General features: G+C 42.9%; 17 protein-coding genes and 2 pseudogenes. 9 read left to right on the top strand and 10 right to left on the bottom strand.

Annotated features, from left to right (window positions below; translation table 11 throughout):
• Positions 1–233: 233 nt before the first annotated feature.
• Positions 234–566: pseudogene (gene tnpA, locus VB836_RS12345) on the top strand (IS200/IS605 family transposase); the annotation flags it as partial.
• Positions 567–780: 214 nt separating this feature from the next.
• Here the strand turns inward: tnpA (VB836_RS12345) and VB836_RS12340 are convergent.
• The 4 genes from VB836_RS12340 to VB836_RS12325 all read right to left on the bottom strand — a co-directional run bounded on the left by VB836_RS12340 (position 781) and on the right by VB836_RS12325 (position 7,055).
• Complete coding sequence (locus tag VB836_RS12340; RefSeq protein ID WP_323219593.1) at positions 781–2,895, bottom strand: CHASE2 domain-containing protein; 2,115 nt, start codon at positions 2,893–2,895, stop codon at positions 781–783.
• A gap of 805 nt (positions 2,896–3,700) precedes the next feature.
• A complete protein-coding gene (locus tag VB836_RS12335) occupies positions 3,701–4,618 on the bottom strand; it encodes a vitamin K epoxide reductase family protein (RefSeq protein ID WP_323219592.1) in 918 nt (305 codons plus the stop codon).
• A gap of 151 nt (positions 4,619–4,769) precedes the next feature.
• Positions 4,770–5,633, bottom strand: coding sequence for a photosystem I biogenesis protein BtpA (gene btpA / locus VB836_RS12330; RefSeq protein WP_046279566.1), 864 nt, complete (start codon positions 5,631–5,633; stop codon positions 4,770–4,772).
• A 195-nt stretch (positions 5,634–5,828) separates the two neighbouring features.
• Positions 5,829–7,055, bottom strand: a complete 1,227-nt coding sequence (locus VB836_RS12325; RefSeq protein WP_323219591.1) for an RNA-guided endonuclease InsQ/TnpB family protein — start codon at positions 7,053–7,055, stop codon at positions 5,829–5,831.
• 127 nt (positions 7,056–7,182) lie between these two features.
• Between VB836_RS12325 and VB836_RS12320 the strand changes: the two genes are divergently transcribed.
• The 5 genes from VB836_RS12320 to VB836_RS12300 all read left to right on the top strand — a co-directional run bounded on the left by VB836_RS12320 (position 7,183) and on the right by VB836_RS12300 (position 13,827).
• A complete protein-coding gene (locus tag VB836_RS12320; protein ID WP_323219594.1) occupies positions 7,183–8,160 on the top strand; it encodes an SGNH/GDSL hydrolase family protein in 978 nt (325 codons plus the stop codon).
• Positions 8,161–8,371: 211 nt separating this feature from the next.
• Positions 8,372–10,465 (top strand): DICT sensory domain-containing protein, encoded by a 2,094-nt coding sequence (locus VB836_RS12315; RefSeq protein WP_323219590.1) that lies wholly within the window; start codon positions 8,372–8,374, stop codon positions 10,463–10,465.
• Positions 10,466–10,825: 360 nt separating this feature from the next.
• Positions 10,826–11,254, top strand: coding sequence for a photosystem I reaction center subunit II PsaD (gene psaD / locus VB836_RS12310; RefSeq protein WP_323219589.1), 429 nt, complete (start codon positions 10,826–10,828; stop codon positions 11,252–11,254).
• Between the two features lie 110 nt (positions 11,255–11,364).
• The gene (gene trpE / locus VB836_RS12305; protein WP_323219588.1) at positions 11,365–12,909 is read left to right on the top strand and encodes an anthranilate synthase component I; all 1,545 of its coding nucleotides are present in this window, start codon (positions 11,365–11,367) and stop codon (positions 12,907–12,909) included.
• Positions 12,910–12,942: 33 nt separating this feature from the next.
• Positions 12,943–13,827 (top strand): PhzF family phenazine biosynthesis protein, encoded by an 885-nt coding sequence (locus VB836_RS12300; RefSeq protein ID WP_323219587.1) that lies wholly within the window; start codon positions 12,943–12,945, stop codon positions 13,825–13,827.
• Positions 13,828–14,034: 207 nt separating this feature from the next.
• Here the strand turns inward: VB836_RS12300 and VB836_RS12295 are convergent, their stop codons facing one another.
• The 4 genes from VB836_RS12295 to uvrB form a co-directional block, all read right to left on the bottom strand.
• Positions 14,035–14,286: a hypothetical protein gene (locus VB836_RS12295; protein ID WP_323219586.1), complete on the bottom strand. Its 252-nt coding sequence runs from the start codon at positions 14,284–14,286 to the stop codon at positions 14,035–14,037.
• A 61-nt stretch (positions 14,287–14,347) separates the two neighbouring features.
• Entirely contained in the window at positions 14,348–14,956 is a 609-nt protein-coding gene (locus VB836_RS12290) for a hypothetical protein (protein ID WP_235441146.1), read from the bottom strand.
• A 2-nt stretch (positions 14,957–14,958) separates the two neighbouring features.
• Positions 14,959–15,204: a TIGR02450 family Trp-rich protein gene (locus tag VB836_RS12285; RefSeq protein WP_323219585.1), complete on the bottom strand. Its 246-nt coding sequence runs from the start codon at positions 15,202–15,204 to the stop codon at positions 14,959–14,961.
• Positions 15,205–15,320: 116 nt separating this feature from the next.
• Positions 15,321–17,318, bottom strand: coding sequence for an excinuclease ABC subunit UvrB (uvrB, locus tag VB836_RS12280; protein ID WP_323219584.1), 1,998 nt, complete (start codon positions 17,316–17,318; stop codon positions 15,321–15,323).
• Here uvrB and VB836_RS12275 point away from each other — a divergent pair.
• Together VB836_RS12275 and VB836_RS12270 are read left to right on the top strand one after the other, a co-directional pair.
• Positions 17,304–17,468: a hypothetical protein gene (locus tag VB836_RS12275; RefSeq protein ID WP_160315447.1), complete on the top strand. Its 165-nt coding sequence runs from the start codon at positions 17,304–17,306 to the stop codon at positions 17,466–17,468. The two genes, uvrB and VB836_RS12275, sit on opposite strands and share 15 nt — an antisense overlap.
• A gap of 221 nt (positions 17,469–17,689) precedes the next feature.
• On the top strand, positions 17,690–18,097 hold the full coding sequence (locus VB836_RS12270; protein ID WP_323219583.1) for a hypothetical protein: 408 nt from the start codon (positions 17,690–17,692) through the stop codon (positions 18,095–18,097).
• Between the two features lie 121 nt (positions 18,098–18,218).
• On the opposite strand, the gene VB836_RS12265 is transcribed toward VB836_RS12270, so the two are convergent.
• Together VB836_RS12265 and tnpA (VB836_RS12260) are read right to left on the bottom strand one after the other, a co-directional pair.
• Positions 18,219–19,136 (bottom strand): DUF4349 domain-containing protein, encoded by a 918-nt coding sequence (locus VB836_RS12265; RefSeq protein WP_323219582.1) that lies wholly within the window; start codon positions 19,134–19,136, stop codon positions 18,219–18,221.
• 206 nt (positions 19,137–19,342) lie between these two features.
• Positions 19,343–19,820 (bottom strand): annotated as a pseudogene (gene tnpA, locus VB836_RS12260) (IS200/IS605 family transposase).
• Here tnpA (VB836_RS12260) and VB836_RS12255 point away from each other — a divergent pair.
• The coding region (locus VB836_RS12255) for a helix-turn-helix domain-containing protein (RefSeq protein WP_323219581.1) at positions 19,776–19,980 on the top strand (205 nt) is incomplete at its 3' end. The pseudogene tnpA (VB836_RS12260) and the gene VB836_RS12255 sit on opposite strands and share 45 nt — an antisense overlap.

Genomic DNA, 19,980 nt, shown 5'->3' with positions numbered 1-19,980 from the left:
AGGATTTTAGTGTTCTAGGGTACTAACTCTCACCTACATGGTCATTCAGTTGTCAAGGTTATATACCTTGCGGCTAATCCCCCTAAAACCAAGTTGGTCTGGTTTCTAGCCAACGAGTCGCACTTCGATACTGATATCTTGCTTTCATAGTAATATGATAACATTGGTCTGCCAGGTTGACAATGGAATTGCGAAAAGAAAGACATAGTATCACCAACTTAAAAATTCATTGAATTTGTGTGGTGAAGTATCAAAGACCAGTGTTAACGAGTGAAGGTTTAGATATAATTCATCACTCGTTCAAACGTGTCGCTGAAAAGATGAACTTCAGGTTGATTGAATTCAATGGTGAAGATGATCACGTTCATGCGCTTATTGAATATCCACCTAAATTATCTATATCTCAAATTGTTAATACTTTAAAAGGTGTTTCTAGCCGTCGTTATGGACAAGCTGGAGGCAAAAAACCCCATAAAGAAGCTAATGGTCGTCCTAGTTATTTTGCTGTATCTGTTGAAGGTGCGTCCTTAGAACTTTTGAAGGAATACATTAGAAATCAAGAAAAGCGCACCGCCCACGGCGAGGAAACCTCGCCTTGTGGACGGATCAAGAAGCCGTCCGCGCATGACGGGGCTTGTATCCCAATTTTTTTGGTCAAAATTTTCAGTATTTTCTTGAGTTACCAAAAATTGCCGCACACGCCCCTACCTTTAGGTATGGGGATACTAGGTTTGGAAAATGCTATAATAATTTTATAGGTGATCATCATTATTTTAAAATTTATTGCAACTGATTGACTTTTTGATGAGATTGTGAAATAGCAAACTCATATCTATTTTTACCCAAACGTTTAGCTCGATACATTGCCTGATCAGCTTTTTGAATGAGGTCATTTAGATCTTGAGTATCAAGAGGATAAACACTCACACCAATACTGGTTGTAATTGATATAGAATGTCCCTCAATTTGAGTATTTTGAGTAATAGTATGGAGAATTTTATCAGCGACTCTGATCACATCAGATTTCCGAGGAATTCCGGGTAAAATCACCGTAAATTCATCTCCTCCTAATCTCGCAACCATATCGCTACTGCGTAAACATCCCTGCAATCGTTGAGCTACTGTTTTTAACACCAAGTCACCAATATGATGCCCCAATGTATCATTAATCAACTTGAAATCATTGAGATCTAAGTATAATAAAGCAACTAACTTATTATTATTTTTTGCCCATTCTAAAGATTGTTCTAGGCGATCGTAAAAAACTTTACGATTGGCTAAACCCGTGAGAGGATCTTGTTCAGCGTGAACTTTCAGTTGAGCATTATAACGTTCTAATTCAGCCGCAATCCGTTTCAGTTCTTCTTCCAATCGCTTCCGTTCAGTGATATCACGAATCACACCCACCAAGAAAATATTCCCAGCCGCATCTCGATGAAGCGATCGCTTCGTTGCAATAAAATGAGTAATACCCTGAGCATTCGTGAGTTTTTCTTCATTTTCCTGCTCTCCGGCACGGTAGAAAGCCAGTTCATCTTGTTGCCAAAAAACATCAGCTTCCTGCTGTGGAAACAACTCATAATCCGATTTACTCATCAAAGTATTAATCGGATAGCCCACCAATTTACAATAAGCTTCATTAATCACAATTTTGTGATGGTTTTTATTCTTCACATAAATCGGATCAGGAATCGTGTTGATCACACTACTCAAAAAGTCTGTAGAGCGTTTAAATTCCCCTTGTAAATGAGCCAAATACCCAATCACAACCACCGCCGAACCCACAAGCGTCATCAACGGAGGAATAACCGGAATCCACCATCCATAGCAAAAAAGCAGATAAGCGCCCCCACTCAAACCCGTACTCAACAATAAAATCAGAACCGTTGAGCGATAAGGCGCTCGCAACTTCCAACACAAACTCGCCCCTACCCAAGACCAGCCCAAAATCCATAACCCTTCCATCGGGTCAGACCAAACCCGAATCTGAGTTCGGCCATCGAGAGCGGTACTCAGAAGTTGACTGACAAAATTCGCCATCAGTTCAACCCCGTACATTTTCTCACGAGATTTGAACAGGCCGCCACTGTAAGACGTCAAGTGAAAATCTTTCACACTCGAAGAAGCCGGGCCAATCAGAATAATCCGATCACGAATTAAATCCGGTGAGACTCGACCCTCCAACACTTGAGTCATCGAAACCATCGGAAACCGACCAGCAGGCCCAAGAAAATTTGCCAGAAATTGATAACCGCGATCATCGACACGCACATAAGCCCCGTCATTTTGACGAAAGCGTTGAATCGGATTTTGACCAATAGACCAATCAGATCCCGGTTCGAGTACCGTTCGGGGAACGCCTTGACTCTCCAGATAAATCGTAGCGAGTTTCAGTGGAAAACTCTGGAGAATCTTACCATCAGCAGACCAAACATAAAGCAAACCTCGTCGCACCACCCCATCGGTATCCGTGACAAAATTATTAAAACCGACCTGATTTTTCTGTGAAAGTAGGGGTGGAGGATTAACAGGCATACCACTCGCCGTTTCAAAGGTTTCAATTCCAATCAAATTCGGAATCGTTTCAAACGCTTGCACTAATTCAGCGTAACCCGGTTCAGTGGGTAAATCTCGATAGAGATCAAGACCAATTGCTCGAGGCTGTGCGGCATTGATTTGTTGTAAAAGTTGAGCGAGTTTATTATCCGGTATGGGGAAACCATAGGTTTGTAGGTCAGACTCATCAATTCCCACAATCAGGATACGCTGATCAACAGGCTCTAAAGGCCGCAAACGAAAAAACAAATCCAGCGCTGACCATTCCAAAGGCTGTAATAGCCCTAAAGCCCGCAAAACAATCACAATTCCTGCGATACTGGAAGAGGTCAAGATCACTCGATGTTGTTGCGAGAACCATCCCGTGAGCAGTGCTAATTTTGGCTTGTAATTTTGGAATTTTCCCACTCTTGTTCTAAGTATCCAAAGCAACCGTCTAGCTCCTGTCTTGATAATCTAAGCGATTGAACTGATGCGTTAAGGAGGTTGAATCTGTTGTGTTATGCAGACTCAAAAGCCCACCTTCCACTGCGAAGCTGACGCAAGGATAGCCCGATTCGGCTTGCCAAATTATACGGGTACTGAACAGTTTGTCCAGGAACATTTGAAAATTCAGTCATCTGCTCCTGCACAAGTTGAAATCCCCTGGGAAAGTAAATGCGCTCAACTCTTTCAATCGTTGACCCTGACCTCAAAGTAACACTGTCAATCCTCGTTGTTCTGACGAGAGTTACCAAAAATTGCCGCACACGCCCCTACCTTCAGGTATGGGGATATAAGGCTCTTTCTAATGCTATAATAACTCTACTGGCAGGGTATTCAACCAGTTGAAAAACCCAGCATCTAATCGATGCAATGAACCTTGAAAACTTAAGGTACGGGGTTCTTGCAAGAAATGCTTTGGCAAGATAAAACCTTAAAGCACCAAGTACAGAGAATCAAGCATTTTTTTCTCAAGTACGGTAGGGCATACCGAAACTATCTCTGAAATGGGATGAACGACTGGGGAGACGAACCCCTCTGGAGTAGGTTAGGAAACTAGCTTGCTGTAAGGGTTGTCAATGAATCAGTAATCCAAAGCCGTGAGGCTTGGAGAATCCCCTTTCTTTAGAAATGGGGAGTATGTCAATGAGCTAATTTCACCCTAATATTTAAAATTACGCCGCCCCTGATAACCCGATAAATCAGCCAATTTTTCCAGTGATAGAATACCGGGGTAGAATTGACCGTTAATTTCCCAAGTGGGGTATCCCGTTATCCCTGCTTCTTGGCAAAGTGATGGTCGAGCATTTTTGCCTTTAGGATCGCATTCCACATAATCGATCATAGCAAATGCTTCTTTGCCAAAGAGTAGTTTTTGGTCTTTGCAGTGAGGACACCAATAAGCGCCGTATTCTTTGGCACCGATTTGCTGTAAATGACGAGCCAGTTCAAGTTCAGCAGGCCCAGAGGTTGTCGCGATCTCGTAGGGATCGGAGGAATTACCAGAAGAAAGAGAAGTTTGTGAAGAATTAATGCTGCCGTAGATACCTAAAACCCCAATTAACGTCACCATGCCAATCGTTAAACCCGTGAGTAATAGTTGTCCGGGATCTTGCCAATCGTGACCCCAAATACTCAGAATAAACAAACTCAGGGCAAATAGTGCAGAAGCAACACAGTAAGGACAGAACTCCTGAATCTCAAAAACCATAATCTGCATCAGATAGCCGCTAAACACCACCATCGCCGTGCTGAGGGCAAACATCAGCAGTCGAGTTTGTTCTTCGACATTTGAGCGCAGAGATTTTTGAGTATGAGGATCGATTAATAAAGGGGCAATAGCAAGTATCCCAATGCTGAGATAAGCCAGCAACCCGAATAAAGTTAGGGGTAGACCGAAAATACTCGCATAGGGGCTATTTAGCACTTGCTCACAGCCCTGAGTTGGGCAGGCTGCTGAATTGCCCGTGAGTTTGACCCAAGTGAGATAGGCGGTCTCGACTGCTCCGATGCTAGCGATCGCAGCCGAGATCGGCCGAGACCAGCGATGAATCCAAGGACTAGAACGTTTGGCAATCATAACTTAATTGGAGGTATGAGAGGACATTCAATTCTAGATCTTAGTGATTCGATCTTTGATTTGAGTAGCCAATCGTTGAAAAATTGACAATCATCCTCTCGTTTCCTCTAAACATCAAGTTTCGACTTGCACTCTCAATAGAGACTAGAAATTAGGGAAGGGGAAACTCTGACTTTTGTTTGTCTAATTTCCACAGATCAGGCTTAATTGTCGTTGAGACACTACGCTGCATGACTTCCACAAATTGCCGTACCCGACTCGGGTCAATCGGTTGGTCAATGCGTCCATGTCGCTTGAGAGAACTCGAAACAATCACACCATCTGCGGCTTGAATCAACTTCGGAATATTTTCCCAATTGGCACCACTGCCAATAAAAAGTGGAGTTGATCCGGCGGCCGTCCGCGCCAATTCTAGATCCTCCCAACTCGGTGGACTTCCCGTAGACAGACCCGACAAGATAATTCCATCGGCCAAAGCCCGTTCTATCGTTTCTCGGACTACGGTACTCATCAGGGTAGAACCCAGAGGTGTAGCGTGTTTAACCAAAACATCCGCCAAGATTTTCACATCACTACCGAGTTCTCGTCGATAGCGTAGGAGTTGATGGGCATTGCCTTCAATTAATCCTTGATCGGTTGCCATCACCCCATTGAGGACGTTGACACGAATAAACTGCGCTCCGACACAGGAGGCTATAGCCATTGCACTTTGAGCGTCATTGCGTAACACATTAAGGCCTATTGGCACGGTTACCAAGTTCATCAGCCGATGTACAATCAACGTCATCGCACTGACAATAGCCGGATTGACCTGATCTTTGGCAAAGGGAGCATCAAAAAAGTTCTCCACTATAATACCGTTCACACCGCCAGAGGCTAGGGCTGTCGCCTCCTGTTCGGCTCGATCCATAACAGTTTTGAGATTGCCTCCCCAACGGGGAGAGGTCGGTAGAGGGAGTAAATGTACGACACCAATAATCGGATTGGGTGTTTGAAAGATTTGCTTTAAGTCCACAAGGTTTACCTTAAACCACCAAGATGCTAAAGCCAGGATATTGGCTACAGTGGCAATTGCATAGACAACGGTTTGAGACGGTATACCATAAGATTTTATCGGTAACGGTGACACGATGACTAATCGCGTTGGGATTGCCGGAAGACTGAGTTGACATCCTCCCCGTCATAAACAACGGGGATTCCCAGCAGAAGACTATTGCAAAATATCAAATATTGATAATTGAACAGGATTCTCTAGGTGGGTTGACGTTTCACCGGCTGCTGCTTCAATGACCGAAGTCTTATGCCTGCCTCCACATCCGTTTAAAATCTCCGAGTGTCCCCCGGCGATTAGTATATTTACGGCGGCATTGCCGTCTCTGTCGTGAACTGTGGTGCAGTTCAAACAAGTCCATTCCCGAATAGAAAGATCTAATTTACCACCTTTAAAGCCGCAGCACGAACATTTTTGAGTTGTCGGTTCCCACCGACTTATTACTCGAAATTCTCGGCCATACTTTTCGGCTTTACCTTCAAGAAGGGTTCTAAACTGTCTCCACCCTAAATCGCTAATTGCTTTTGAAAGCTTACGATTTTTGACCATTCCCGACACATTCAAATCTTCCAAAACAATCACTTGGTTTTCGATGATTATTTGGGTTGATAGTTTGTGGAGGAAGTCTTGGCGGGTATCCTTCATTTGGGCGTAGAGTTTAGCTTTTCTAACCCTCGCTCGTTCGTATCTCTTAGAACCCTTCTGTTTTCGAGATAAGTTTCGATTGAGTTTCCTCAGTCTTTTTATCCGTTTTTTTAGAGGTTTGGGAGCATCTATTTTCTCTCCCGAACTTAGAACCGCAAACGTTTTGATGCCCAAGTCTATCCCGATACTGTTGGGAGACTTGGGCATTAATTGTTGATCAACCTCAACAACAAAGCTTAGAAAATAACGATTAGCAGCGTCTTTAATGACCGTTACTGATGAAGGCTTAGAAGCTAGAGGTCTTGACCAAACTATCTTTAAATTTCCAATCTTGGCTAAAGATATTTTGTTTCCATCCAGTTTCAAGCCACCAACTCGAAACCTGGCTGACTGCTTGGCGTTTCGTTTTTTAAACTTAGGCAGTCTAACTTTTCTCCCAAGTCGCGTTCCCTTACACGACTTAAAAAAGTTCTGATAAGCCTGTTCTAAGTCGTTCAAAGATTGTTGTAAAGGAATATTAGAAACTTCCGACAACCATTCCCGTTCCTCTGTCTTCTTAGCTTGGGTGATAAACTGCTTTTGGAGTTGAGCATTACTAGGTTTCTTTTGCCCAGTTTTGTACATCTCAATGCAATTAGCTAAAGCATCGTTCCAGACTACTCGGCAACAGCCAAATAGCTTTGAAAGTTTGGTTTGTTGAGCAGGTGTTGGATAGATTCGATACTGGTGTCTTGCTTTCATGGTAACATGATAACATTGGTCTACTAGGTTGACAATGGAATTGCGAAAAGAAAGACATAGTATCACCAACTTAAAAATTCATTTTTATCAAATATTATTGCGAGAGCGTCTTTTCGAGGCTAATCAGTTGAAAATTTTACTCATTATTGTAGCGGTTTTAGTCGGATTACCCCTTTTGTTCGAGGTGGGCTTGAGAGTAATCTTTGGTTTTGGTAATCCCTTGATTTATCAAGCTGATGATCAGATTGGCTATTTGTTAGTTCCGTCTCAGAAGACTCGACGCTTTGGCAACCGGATCGAGATTAACCAATATTCTATGCGGAGTTCTCCGATTACGCCTGTCCCTGACTCAACAACGTTACGAATTTTATTAGTCGGAGATTCCATTGTTAATGGCGGTTGGTGGACTGATCAATCTAACATCATCTCAGAAATGCTTAATCAACAACTCAGTAAAATTCAGGGGAAAAATACTTCCCAAAACAAAATAGAAGTGTTGAATATCGCAGCTAATTCTTGGGGACCCCCGAACCAACTCGCCTATCTTAAAAAATTTGGCACTTTTGAGGCGGCTTGTATTGTATTAATTATCAATACAGACGATTTATTTACCAAACCCCCTAACCCCGAAATTGTCGGACGCGATCGCAATTATCCTGATCATAAACCGGCTTTAGCTATCCTGGAAATCTTAAATCGTTATCGTTCATCGACATCTCCTTCAACTCCTCCTCAAGCTAAACCTGAACCCTCTGATATTGTTGGCTATAATCTCGAAGCCATCCAGCAAATTAGAGAAATCACCTCTCAAACCTCAGTTCAATTTGTCTTAGCCATGACTCCTCTATTGCGGGAAATTGCCACTCCAGGCCCCTTAGATTATGAAATAAAAGCTCGCCAACGTTTAATTGAGTTAACTGAAGCTGAACAAATGATTTACATTGATTTTTTACCCATCTTTAACTCAACATCTCAGCCAGAAACCCTGTATCGAGATCATATTCATCTTAGTATAAAAGGCAATCAGTTAGTCACCCAAAAACTGACTCAAACCTTACAACAACAGTTAGGAATTGCCGTTAATTCTTCAGCTAATAGGCAATAGGCATCAAACAGGGAATAGGGAAATGGGGTGTTCGGTGTTGGGGTGATGGGGGGTGGGGGATGGGGGATCGTGAAAAAACTGATAACTGAAAAGACTGATAACTGTTTTTGTATACCCTATAATCCGTGATACACTGCTAATCAGACTGAGAGCAGTTACGCTTGGGATAGCCAGGACTAGGGCTAATCCATCCCTCAACTCTAACCACCAGATGAGTATCTCGACCTCGGTACTAGCGGATTTGGTGCAAGTGATGCCCAAACTGCGGTCTCAAATTTACTTTAAATCATCCTTGACAGCGCTCTCTCATGCGATGGAAGATCAGGTTTTAGCGGGAACCGATCAACCTCTGGTGATCGCCACTTTTCAGCGAGAGCGTTTTTATCGTCAGGAGGCTCACCGCTATAGACGCATCGCCCAACGAAGCGATCAAGTTTATGTGATGGCCGCACCAGAAACAGAGTTTAAGAACTCTTCTGGAGAGCATGAAATGGTTGCATTTGGCCCGGAAGATCCCTTGAGCCTAGAATGGAGTCTAGTGATTCTCGGTCAGCATTACTCAACCTGTCTAGCTTGTGTTGAGCGTCAAAATATAGCTGGAAATTCCCAGATTCCTGAACAACTGGCGATGGAACAGGCGAGGCTATTTGAGGGAATCTGGACAAGCGATCGCCAAGTCTGCATGAAAGTCGCTGAACTTTTATTGCAGCGCATTATATATTATAGACCGGAACTCAGTCCCAAAGTCGAACAAGCCCTTCAAGTTTACGGAATGATTTCACCGTCTGGAAATCGGTCGAAATCAGGGTCTCGTCGTTCTTCCAAAAAACCCCAACCCACGAGTATTATACCCGGAGAATTATCTCCGTCTCATTTTAGCGATGCCTTTGCTCATCGCTTGGTGACTTATTTACAAGCAGGTCAACATAAATTATTGCGGGTTTACCGATCTCTTGCCGCTCAGGAACGTAAAGAACGCCTTGTTAACTCGATCACCAACGCCATTCGACAATCCCTCAATCCCCATGAAATCATCAAAGTCGCCACTCAAGAACTCGGTGAAGCGATGGGGGCTTGTCGATGTTTAATCTATCGCTGCAAGTCCACTGATGAGGCGATCGTTGTGACCCATGAATATCTCTGCTGTGACGCTCAAAACAACTCCGCTCGTTCTCTCGACTCCCTAGTTGGACAAACTTGGCTCTTACAAGGGAATCCGCTATTTGAACAAGTGATCAAACATCAAGATCGGGTTTATTTAGCCGATACTTCTCTTTCTCCAGAAGCCGCAGTTAAATCTCCTAAAAATCGCAATCTTCTACCTGAAATTTTAACAGCTTCTAGCCTAAATACCATTAAAAAACTGGCTGATTCTTGGAAAATAATGGGTTGGTTAATGGTTCCGATTTTGTATCAGGGAAAGTTATTAGGAATGGTTGAGTTGCATCAATGTAAACCGGAATTTTACAGTTGGAAAGAAGATGAATTGTCTTTAGTCGATGCGATCGCCACTCAACTCAGTACAGCATTAATTCAAGCGCAAACCTACGCCAACCTCGAAGATCTCAACCAACAACTAGAAGCTTTAGAACGGACTCGGAGTAATTTAATTGCGATCACCGGACATGAACTTCGCACCCCTTTATCAACAATTCAAGTGTGTTTAGAAACCCTCAGTCAAGAACCAGATATGTCGCTCGAAATGCGACAGGTGATGTTAGAAACGGCCTTAACAGATGCCGAAAGACTCAGAAAATTAGTACAAGATTTTTTAACACTTTCTAATCTTGAAAGTGGTCGAGTCGATTGGAATTTTGAAACTTTGCCTTTGAGAGAATGTGTAGATTTGGCTGTGAGTGGACTTCGCGCCCGTTTGTCTAAAAGTTTATTACCCGGAATTGAAACCGAAGTTTCTGATGATTTACCGTTAGTTAAAGCCGATGGGGAATGGTTAGTAGAATTGCTCTACAAATTATTAGATAATGCCTGTAAATTTACCAGTCCCGAGGGAAAAGTAACCATTAAAGCCAAACGAAATGGCAGTAAAATGTTAGAAGTAACGGTAGCGGATACAGGACGAGGAATTGAACCGAATCGTTTAGAAGCTGTTTTTGATCGCTTTTATCAAGAAGAAGGTTCCCTCAGACGAACCGTTGGCGGAACAGGTTTAGGACTGGCAATTGGGAAACAAATTGTCACAGGTTGGGGCGGTGAAATTTGGGCAGATTCTCCAGGAAAAAATCAAGGTAGTGAATTTCATTTTACCATTCCGTTTGTTGAGGCAGAAGCCGAAATTAATAGGTAATAGGGGACAGAGGACACCGGATATAGGAAGATTGATAATTCATAACTGGTCACTCTCTTACAAACTTTGCTCTCTTACGAACTTCGCTCTCGCCGGAAACCGCCGGGCCGCGAGTTCGCGCTACCGACTATTCCGCGCCCGTCGCAAGTTTGCGCTGATAACTGTATAACTGTAAACTGTAAAAACTGGTCACTGATAACTGGTCACTGTAAACTGTAAAAGCTGGTCACTGATAACTGGTCACTGTAAACTGTAAAAGCTGGTCACTGTAAACTGTCATGTGTAACGGTTCTTTACGATCGAGCCAGATTCGGCAACATCAGTGATAGGATGCCGTAAAAACCTTACTATAGACGTTCTATGGCAGAACAACTGACAGGAAAACCCCCTATTTTCGGCGGTAGCACAGGCGGCTTGCTGACCAAAGCGCAAGTTGAGGAAAAATACGCCATCACCTGGACTAGCTCCAAAGAGCAAGTCTTTGAAATGCCCACAGGTGGCGCTGCTATTATGAATGAAGGTGAAAACCTACTTTATTTGGCTCGTAAAGAACAATGTCTAGCTTTGGGATCGCAATTTCGGACAAAATTCAAACCAAAAATTGACGACTTTAAAATCTACCGCATTTTTCCGAACGGTGATATTGAATACTTGCATCCGAAAGATGGTGTCTTCCCTGAAAAAGTCAACGAAGGTCGTGATTTCTACGGTAAGATCGAGCGTAATATTGGGTCTAATCCCGATCCCGCTAAACTCAAGTTTAGTGGCAAAGCACCTTACGAAACCTAGTGCTTGGCGTTACATTAACGCTGAGTAGATCAATTTTATGCTCTTTAATGGCAGGATGAAGGATTAAATTGTGCCTTCATCCTTTACTATTTCATCACCTCTAGACCGCCATGATTTTTCCGAACTTCTCCCAGTTTCAACAACTAGCAACTCAAGGTAATTTTATACCCGTTTATCAAGAATGGGTCGCTGACTTAGATACTCCGGTTTCGGTTTGGTATCGAGTTTGTGCGGGTCAGCCCTATAGTTTTTTGCTAGAATCCGTTGAAGGGGGTCAAAAGTTGGGACGGTATAGTTTTGTCGGTTGTAACCCGGTTTGGGTGTTAGAAGCCCGAGGAAGACGCGCCACGCAAACTTATCGCGATGGCACAATAGAGGAATTTGACGGTGATCCGTTTAACGTTTTGCAAAACTGTCTGGCTGCTTATCATCCGGTAAAATTACCGCAGTTACCGTCTGGAATTGGCGGGTTATTTGGGTTTTGGGGATATGAACTGATTCGTTGGATCGAACCGCGTGTACCAGTTTATGAACCGACAGAAGATCAAATTCCTGATGGCTTATGGATGCAGGTTGATCATTTGATTATTTTTGATCAAATTAAACGCAAAATTTTAGCGATCGCTTATGCTGATACTCGTAATGGCGATCTGCAAACTGCTTATCAACAAGCTTGCGATCGCGTCACCCAACTGTTAGATAAATTAGAATCACCGCTATTTTCACGGGAACGAACCCTATTAGAATGGACACCCCCAACCCCAGAGAGACAACCGCCAAACTCAAGCGAAATTGAAGGTTATCACAGTAATATTTCCCCAGAACAATTTTGTGCAAACGTTGAAAAAGCCAAAGCTTACATCAAAGCGGGAGATATCTTTCAAGTCGTGTTGTCTCAGCGACTCTCCGCCCCTTATGACGGCGAAGCTTTTGCTTTGTACCGTTCTCTAAGGTTAATTAATCCTTCGCCCTATATGGCTTATTTTAACTTTAGAGAATGGCAGATGATCGGATCAAGTCCTGAAGTGATGGTGAAAGCAGAGAAAACCCCCGAGGGAAAAACCATCGCCACATTACGCCCCATTGCGGGAACTCGCCGTCGGGGACAAACAACTATTGAAGATGATGCGTTAGCGGAGGACTTGCTCAAAGATCCCAAAGAAATCGCCGAACACGTAATGTTAGTTGATTTAGGGCGAAATGACTTAGGGCGGGTTTGTCGCAGTGGTAGCGTCCAGGTTGATGAATTAATGGTGATAGAAAGATACTCTCATGTAATGCACATTGTCAGCAATGTTGTGGGAGAATTAGCAGAGGATAAAACAGCTTGGGATTTATTAAAAGCCTGTTTTCCGGCTGGAACTGTCAGTGGGGCGCCAAAAATTCGGGCGATGGAAATTATCCATGAGTTAGAAGGTTGTCGTCGTGGCCCTTATTCGGGGGTTTATGGTTATTATGATTTTGAGGGACAACTCAATAGTGCAATTACGATCCGAACGATGTTAGTTAGTCCTCAAACTGATGGTAAATATGTTGTTAGTGTTCAAGCGGGTGCAGGTTTAGTGGCGGATTCTGATCCGCAACGAGAATACGAAGAAACGCTTAATAAAGCGAGAGGATTATTAGAAGCAATTGGCTGTTTGAAAAAACAGTAAACTGAAAACCACTTACACCGAATAACAAACATCATGGATTTTTATATTGTTGATGTTTTTGCAGAAGACAAATATGCGGGAAATCAATTAGCTGTCGTCTTTGGAGAGGGAGTAATCTCTCTATCCGATGCAGAAATGCAGCAAATCGCCCAAGAAATGAACTATTCAGAAACCTCTTTTATTCCCTCGAGTCAAACCGAAGATGGAGGCTATGATGTCAGGATTTTCACCCCTCAAAAAGAATTGCCTTTTGCGGGTCATCCAACACTTGGAACAGCCTACATTATTCAACAAGAAATCATTCAAAAACCGCTTGAACAAGTAATTTTAAATTTGGGAGTTGGGCAAATTCCCGTCACTTGGACTCAAGATGAAGATGGCGATGAAATTTTCTGGATGCGACAGAATAACCCGGAATTTTATCACACTTTAGAAGCCAATTTAGTTGCCGAAGTGTTGGGTTTAGAAGTCTCCGAAATTGATCCTAAATTTCCCATTCAAGAAGTCTCTACCGGAATTCCGTTTATCCTCGTTCCCCTGAAAAATTTAGCCGCTTTGAAGAAAGCAAAGGTGAATCTAGAAAAGTATTCAAAGCTGATGGAAATCACACATTCTACAGAAATTTTAATCTTTTCTCCTGAACCTTACAGCCCCGAAAATCAAATCAGTGCGAGAATGTTTGCCCCGAGTTTAGGAATTCCCGAAGACCCCGCAACCGGAAGTGCAAACGGTTGTTTAGCCGGATATTTAATTCAGCATTCTTATTTTGAAAAAGATCAAATTGATCTGAAAGTTGAACAAGGTTATGAAATTAATCGCCCTTCTATTTTGTACTTGAAAGCGAAGAAAGTTTCTGATAAAATAGAAGTAATGGTTGGGGGAAAAGTGGTAAAAGTGGCGAAGGGAGAATTGTTATAGCGAGAGATGAAAAACCACTATAGCAGTTATCAGTTCTGTGAGGTACACCGATTGGGTAGAAACCCGGTTTCTTGTAGAAACCGGGTTTCTGGTTTGTACCTCATAGGAGCGCACACCGCTATAATACACTCAGACACAAAGAAAGAATATCTTCGGGAACTTTGTGCCTTGGTGGTGAGTTGAACATCTCTCAAACCCTATTATTGATTAACCTAGCCACACTTTCCAAGCCGTATCATTCCAATCTTGCTCGGTTTCCCATTTGGGTTGATCTGTATCAATTACAGCGTTAACGTTATCTGCAACTTGATCTAACTTATCTTGAGACAAGCTGGCTTGTTTTTCACCGGATGAACCGTCTCCGTAACCAATACTAATGACTTCTAAACCCGAACTTTCTTTGACTTTCGCTTTCTCTGTATTTTGAGGATTTTGCGGGTTTGTTTCAGACTGAGACATGGGGCGATACTCCTGAGTTTTACATTTGTATACCTTCTCTTTCTGACTCTCCTCAACCCAATCAGAAGGGTAAGTCATCTTCCTCGTCTAAAGCGACTTCAGGGGGTTCTAAGGCTTGTTTAGCTTGTTTAATTTTTTCAAATAATGAACTCTGCGATCGCGTTTTGTGGTTTAATCGATTTAGATTGTATTTTGCCTTAAGTGCGTCTCGAACCGATGCCGGAGTTTGTTCGGTTGGCCCCTGCAAGTCGGCAGCCGTCATTACCGGAAGCCGTGAACCTAATTTCTCAACGGTTATGTCAGGAAGTCTCACTAAGAAATATTCTCGTCTGCGTCTAATGTTTTCCGCCCGATTGTCAATTTCTGCTAATACGCCGATAATTTGACTGAGATGATGGGAAGACATTGCAACTTGTACTTCAATATCATCAAGAGGAATTCCCAAACGTTCGGCTTGAGATAAGACATCCGGGGGAATATGATCTAAATTGGGCGGGTTCAAAGCTGCTGCTAAATTAGCCAAAGCTTGCTTGAATAGCGTTTCCGTTTCTGCTATTAATTGCGGTGTAATTTGTTCAGGTGTTAAAGTTTCCCCAAGAGTTTGCAGTTGCTTTGTTGCTGCTTGGGATAAACGAATGGCAGTGTGTAGAGGGTTATTTTCTATCATCATTTTTATCCTTCAAGATTTTCTAACTCTTGTGTAGACTGCCATCCAGGTTCCCAGAGGCTTCGATCTTTGAGTTGTTTGGCGTTTAACCAAAAGCGAACATTGGGATCACAAGATGCTACCATTTCAGCAAATACCCATTGTCCATCATTTTTGCGGTTAACGACCTGAAAATGTCGCCAACCCCAGGTTTTTTGAGTGGCTGTCCATTTGGAACCGACGAGATAGGGAAATTTTGGCTTTTTTGGCATTTTTTTGTCCTTAGCTTATCATCCTTTTTATTTTGACAGATAGCCGTTACACCCGACTTAGATTAAAAATGATTCTCCGAAGCGCCTTTTATGATCGGGTTGGGGGTGAGGTTAAATTAATGTCCGACTAACTTATCTCGTAATACTTTAATGCGATCGCGTAATTTGGCGGCTTCTTCAAATTCTAAATTTTTCGCGGCTTCTTTCATTTGTTTTTCAAGTTGACCAATTAAATCAGGAATTTCTTCTAAAGGTAAATCATCCACTTGTTCATAAACTTCTTCTAATTGTTGGGCGTTTAACCGTCGAGAAACATCCAAAAAGTCTAAAATTCCATTACTCAACTTTTTAACAATGGGTTGAGGTGTAATCCCATTTTTTTGATTATATTCAAACTGAATGGTTCGTCTTCTTTCAGTTTCATCAATGGCTTTAATCATGCTATCGGTGAGATTATCTGCATATAAAATCGCCTGACCTCGTATATTTCGCGCCGCCCGTCCAATGGTTTGAATTAACGAACGAGTCGCCCGCAAAAACCCTTCTTTATCGGCATCTAAAATCACCACTAACGAAACTTGAGGTAAGTCTAAACCCTCCCTTAATAAGTTTACCCCAATTAACACATCAAATCCCCCTTGTTGTAAGTCACGGATGATTTCAATGCGTTCAATAGACTTAATTTCTGAGTGCAAATATCTAACTTTCACGCCTCTGTCTTGCAAATATTCGGTTAAATCTTCCGCCATGCGTTTGGTTAACGTAGTGATTAAAACCCGCTCATCTCGTTGAACTCGTTCTTGAATTTCTCCGAATAAATCATCAATTTGTCCTTCGGTTGGACGCACAAATATTTCGGGGTCTACTACACCCGTCGGGCGGATAATTTGTTCAACGACTTCTCCTTGAGATTGTTCGATTTCCCAGTCTCCGGGTGTGGCTGAAACAAAAATACATTGGTTGACTTTTTGCCAAAATTCATCCGCTTTTAAAGGTCGATTATCCGCCGCACTGGGAAGACGAAACCCATGTTCAATTAACACTCGTTTGCGGGATTGATCGCCGTTGTACATTCCCCTAATTTGAGGAATCGTAACGTGAGATTCATCGATAACTAATAGCCAATCATTGGGAAAATAATCAATTAAACATTCGGGCGATTCTCCGGCTTGACGTCCGGCTAAATGACGGGAATAGTTTTCAACGCCGTTACAATATCCGACTTCTCGCAACATCTCCAAATCATAACGAGTGCGTTGATTTAAGCGTTGGGCTTCTAATAGTTTTCCCGCATTTTCTAGGGATTTAACTTGCTGTTTTAGTTCTTCTTCGATATCGTTACAAGCAATTTCTAAACGATCTTCTGGGGTAACAAAGTGACGAGCGGGATAAACATTTAAGGCTTCTAAACTTTTTAAAACCTCTCCGGTGACGGGATCAACATAACGAATGGCGTCTATTTCATCCCCAAAAAATTCCACTCGAATAATCCGATCTTCGTAAGCAGGGCCAATTTCTAAAACATCTCCCTTTAGACGGAAGCGCCCGCGAGTCAGTTCGGTATCATTACGAGTATATTGAACCGAAGCCAAATCTCGCAACAGTTGACGTTGATCAAGTTCTTCTCCAACCCGCAGAGCAATAGCAGCTTTCAGGTATTCTGTAGGTATTCCCAAACCGTAAATACAGCTAATAGAAGCCACAACAATCACATCCCGACGTTCAAATAATGATCGGGTAGCGGAGTGACGCAGCATATCAATTTCATCGTTAATCGAAGCCGTTTTTTCGATGTAGGTATCGGTAACGGGAATGTAAGCTTCTGGTTGATAATAGTCGTAATAGCTGATAAAGTATTCTACAGCATTGTTCGGGAAAAATTCTCGTAGCTCATTGCACAATTGAGCGGCGAGGGTTTTATTATGAGCGAGTACCAGAGTCGGTCTACCGATTTTCTCGATGACTGCGGCGATTGTAAAGGTTTTTCCGGTTCCCGTTGCGCCTAACAACGTGGTAAATTGATGGTTAGCTTGAAGACTGTTGACCAGTTTGGCGATCGCTTGGGGTTGATCGCCCTTTGGCTCAAAAGGTGAGTGTAGATGGAATTGCGCCATTTTCGAGGAGGCTCAGTGGAGTTTAACTTGGATGGTAGCACTTCTGTTGAGAATTGGCTGTGTGAAGCTGTGCCGTTTTTGTTTACTTATAGTTACAATATGTTATTTTTCTTAGTTGGCTATTTACTTAAGTGCTGGAATATTTTATAATTTGTTTAGCATTCATCAAACAATAAAGCTGAACTTTAGCTAAACGGTTAAAGGGCAAGTCTGAAAAATGAGGTGAAATCAGCAGCTTAGTCCGCACAGGTTAATCGTTTATGCAGGTGTAGGCTAGCTCGTTTAAGAAATCTAGGTATTCAAACATGGCTGTTAGCTCTTCTACAACGAAAAGGAGGACTACGCGAACCCGTCCAACTACAGGAAAGCGTATGAGTAAGGGTGAGGAAGACACCGTTAACGCAGAAAACACCGAGAATAATCAGGAAAAAGATATGAGTAAGGATTTAGAAGTGGACACCAAACCGACAAAAGCCCAATCATCAGAAAATTCAACCCCGACTCAAATTCAAGTCGCTCACTCAGCGATGATCATGCCAAACCGTCCCATTGAGGAGAGTCATTTGGAAGTCGTGGGAACGATTATGGGCAACCGTCCGATTTTCAAAACCGAGAGTGTTTCCGGGATTAGCTTTGTGCATTCCGAAGATTCAGTCGGCGCGATGGCAAACCGCCCCGTTGCAACCAGCCATCTACAAATCACATCGATGATGGTTAACCGCCCTGTTGCTTCTAACGAGGTTGATGATCCCTATGCGTTAATGGGATATCTCGACTAAAGCCGATTTTCTAGGGAAACGGAATGCCTTAGAGCGATCGCAAAAGTAGTCTATGTTAATCGTCGTTCTGAGTCAAAGAAGGATATTGAGAAATTCTTCACGGCTCAGAACGACAAATTTTTTAGGGTTTGAAACTCTGTGAATCTTTGTTATTGACTTGTTGTTTGCGCCAGCGTCGATAACCATAAACTGCACCCCCAACTAAGATGAAATAAGGGCTAAAAGCCAGTAACCAAACCATTAAACTCACCAAAGCCAAGGTTAACTCAGTTACAGCATTTTGGGCTTTTCCCCAAGTTTCTCCGATTTGTAAACCCAAATCTGGCTGAGGTTGAGAAGAAGCACTAACAGCCTCTTCTAGATTTAAAGTAATCATAGAGTAGGCGACTTGATTTTGCAGATTGCGAAGTTGAGCATCCAGTCGTTCTATCGATTCGCGAATGTTACTCAGTTCGTTAGAAACTTGTAGCACTTCCCCAACAGAACCGGAACGTTCCATAATTTTTAAAACCATTTCTTCAGACTTGCGAAGATTTCGCAGTCGCGCCTGAGTATCGACTAATTGATCAGAAACATCTTCTGCGGTAATCATGCGATTTTCAACCGTTCCGAGTTGAGTTAAAGCATCAAGGGTAGATTCAAGTTTGTTTTGAGGAACCCGCAACTCTAGAAAAGCAGTCTGACGACTTGAACCGCTTTGGGATTGACGATCTTCAAATCTAAGGATGTCGCCCTGTTGTCGTTGAACCAGAACCGTTACCGATGGCATAATCTCATCTAAAGATTGTACAACCAGAGTGAGCTGGGCGCGTTTGATCAGTTGGGGCTGTTTTTGAGGAACAGCGTCAGGAGGAGGGGAAGAGGGCGGAGAGATCGCAGGGGGCGCCGGAGCGATATCTGCGATTTGAGGAGCGACTTCTAACTGAGGGGAACTCCCAGACTCGCCGGAAAAGTTTTGAGGGGCGGAAGCGCAACTGGAAAGAGAGATAATTGATAGCAACGCCCAGAAAAAACGAGTTCTGCTGTAATGGTGATTCATATAACGATTTTTAACTAACGCGATCAAGCTTCAACGCTAACCCCATTGACTCCGGATGATCCAAAGGTGATATTTATTGAATTTAACCCTAGTGATATTTGCTCAAGCGTTTCATCCTCTACTCGGTGTTTTCCCCAACCCACATTCCGCAAGAGGTCTCCCGTTCACATCCGTAGGATTGACGGGAGGGGAATTGCGGTCAGCGATTAACTGCGTGGCGCAGCTTGATTTTCAACATAGTTTTTGAGATGTTCAAGAGTGACACCCCCACAGGTGGCTGCAAAATAGGCACCTGACCAGAAAACGGGCTTTTTATAGAACTGAGATATCCAGTCAGCAAATTCTTTACGAATAAGTCGGCTGGATACTGTTTTTAAATTACCCACCAGATTACTCACTTGCACATCCGGAGGAAAAGAGATGACTAGATGAACATGGTCGGTCTCGCCATTGAACTCTTTGAGAGTACATCGCCATTTTGTACAAGTAGCATTGAAGATTTCCCCTAGCCGTCGCAAGATATCTGTTGTGATAACCTGACGACGATACTTAGTTACCAACACTAAATGAATATTCAAGCTGTAAACCGAGCGATTGCCTTTGATATAACTCATAACGTTAAGTGCTATAATTGTTTTTATGATAATCACATTCCAGTACCGAATCAAACCCACTCCCGAACAGCTTGCCACAATGGAAACCTGGAGCGAGTTGCTACGTCGGCACTGGAATTTTGCTTTATCGCAACGGTTAGACTGGCTAAATCGTACAAGATGTCAGGTTGACCGTTGCTCCATCATTTCCGAGCCAATCGGAGACATACCAGAACGAGTAGATTATTACT

The organism is Limnoraphis robusta BA-68 BA1, assembly GCF_034932365.1.
GTDB lineage: Bacteria > Cyanobacteriota > Cyanobacteriia > Cyanobacteriales > Microcoleaceae > Capilliphycus > Capilliphycus robustus.
The sequence above is the reverse complement of the archived record's forward strand: the minus strand, read 5'-3'. Positions and strand labels throughout refer to the sequence as shown.

Coding starts and splice junctions, on each gene's coding strand:
- VB836_RS12335 (WP_323219592.1), bottom strand. CDS start 4,618: ATGATTGCCAAACGTTCTAGTCCTTGGATTCATCGCTGGTCTCGGCCG.
- VB836_RS12325 (WP_323219591.1), bottom strand. CDS start 7,055: ATGAAAGCAAGACACCAGTATCGAATCTATCCAACACCTGCTCAACAA.
- VB836_RS12315 (WP_323219590.1), top strand. CDS start 8,372: ATGAGTATCTCGACCTCGGTACTAGCGGATTTGGTGCAAGTGATGCCC.
- psaD (WP_323219589.1), top strand. CDS start 10,826: ATGGCAGAACAACTGACAGGAAAACCCCCTATTTTCGGCGGTAGCACA.
- trpE (WP_323219588.1), top strand. CDS start 11,365: ATGATTTTTCCGAACTTCTCCCAGTTTCAACAACTAGCAACTCAAGGT.
- VB836_RS12300 (WP_323219587.1), top strand. CDS start 12,943: ATGGATTTTTATATTGTTGATGTTTTTGCAGAAGACAAATATGCGGGA.
- VB836_RS12295 (WP_323219586.1), bottom strand. CDS start 14,286: ATGTCTCAGTCTGAAACAAACCCGCAAAATCCTCAAAATACAGAGAAA.
- VB836_RS12290 (WP_235441146.1), bottom strand. CDS start 14,956: ATGATGATAGAAAATAACCCTCTACACACTGCCATTCGTTTATCCCAA.
- VB836_RS12285 (WP_323219585.1), bottom strand. CDS start 15,204: ATGCCAAAAAAGCCAAAATTTCCCTATCTCGTCGGTTCCAAATGGACA.
- VB836_RS12275 (WP_160315447.1), top strand. CDS start 17,304: ATGGAATTGCGCCATTTTCGAGGAGGCTCAGTGGAGTTTAACTTGGAT.
- uvrB (WP_323219584.1), bottom strand. CDS start 17,318: ATGGCGCAATTCCATCTACACTCACCTTTTGAGCCAAAGGGCGATCAA.
- VB836_RS12270 (WP_323219583.1), top strand. CDS start 17,690: ATGAGTAAGGGTGAGGAAGACACCGTTAACGCAGAAAACACCGAGAAT.
- VB836_RS12265 (WP_323219582.1), bottom strand. CDS start 19,136: ATGAATCACCATTACAGCAGAACTCGTTTTTTCTGGGCGTTGCTATCA.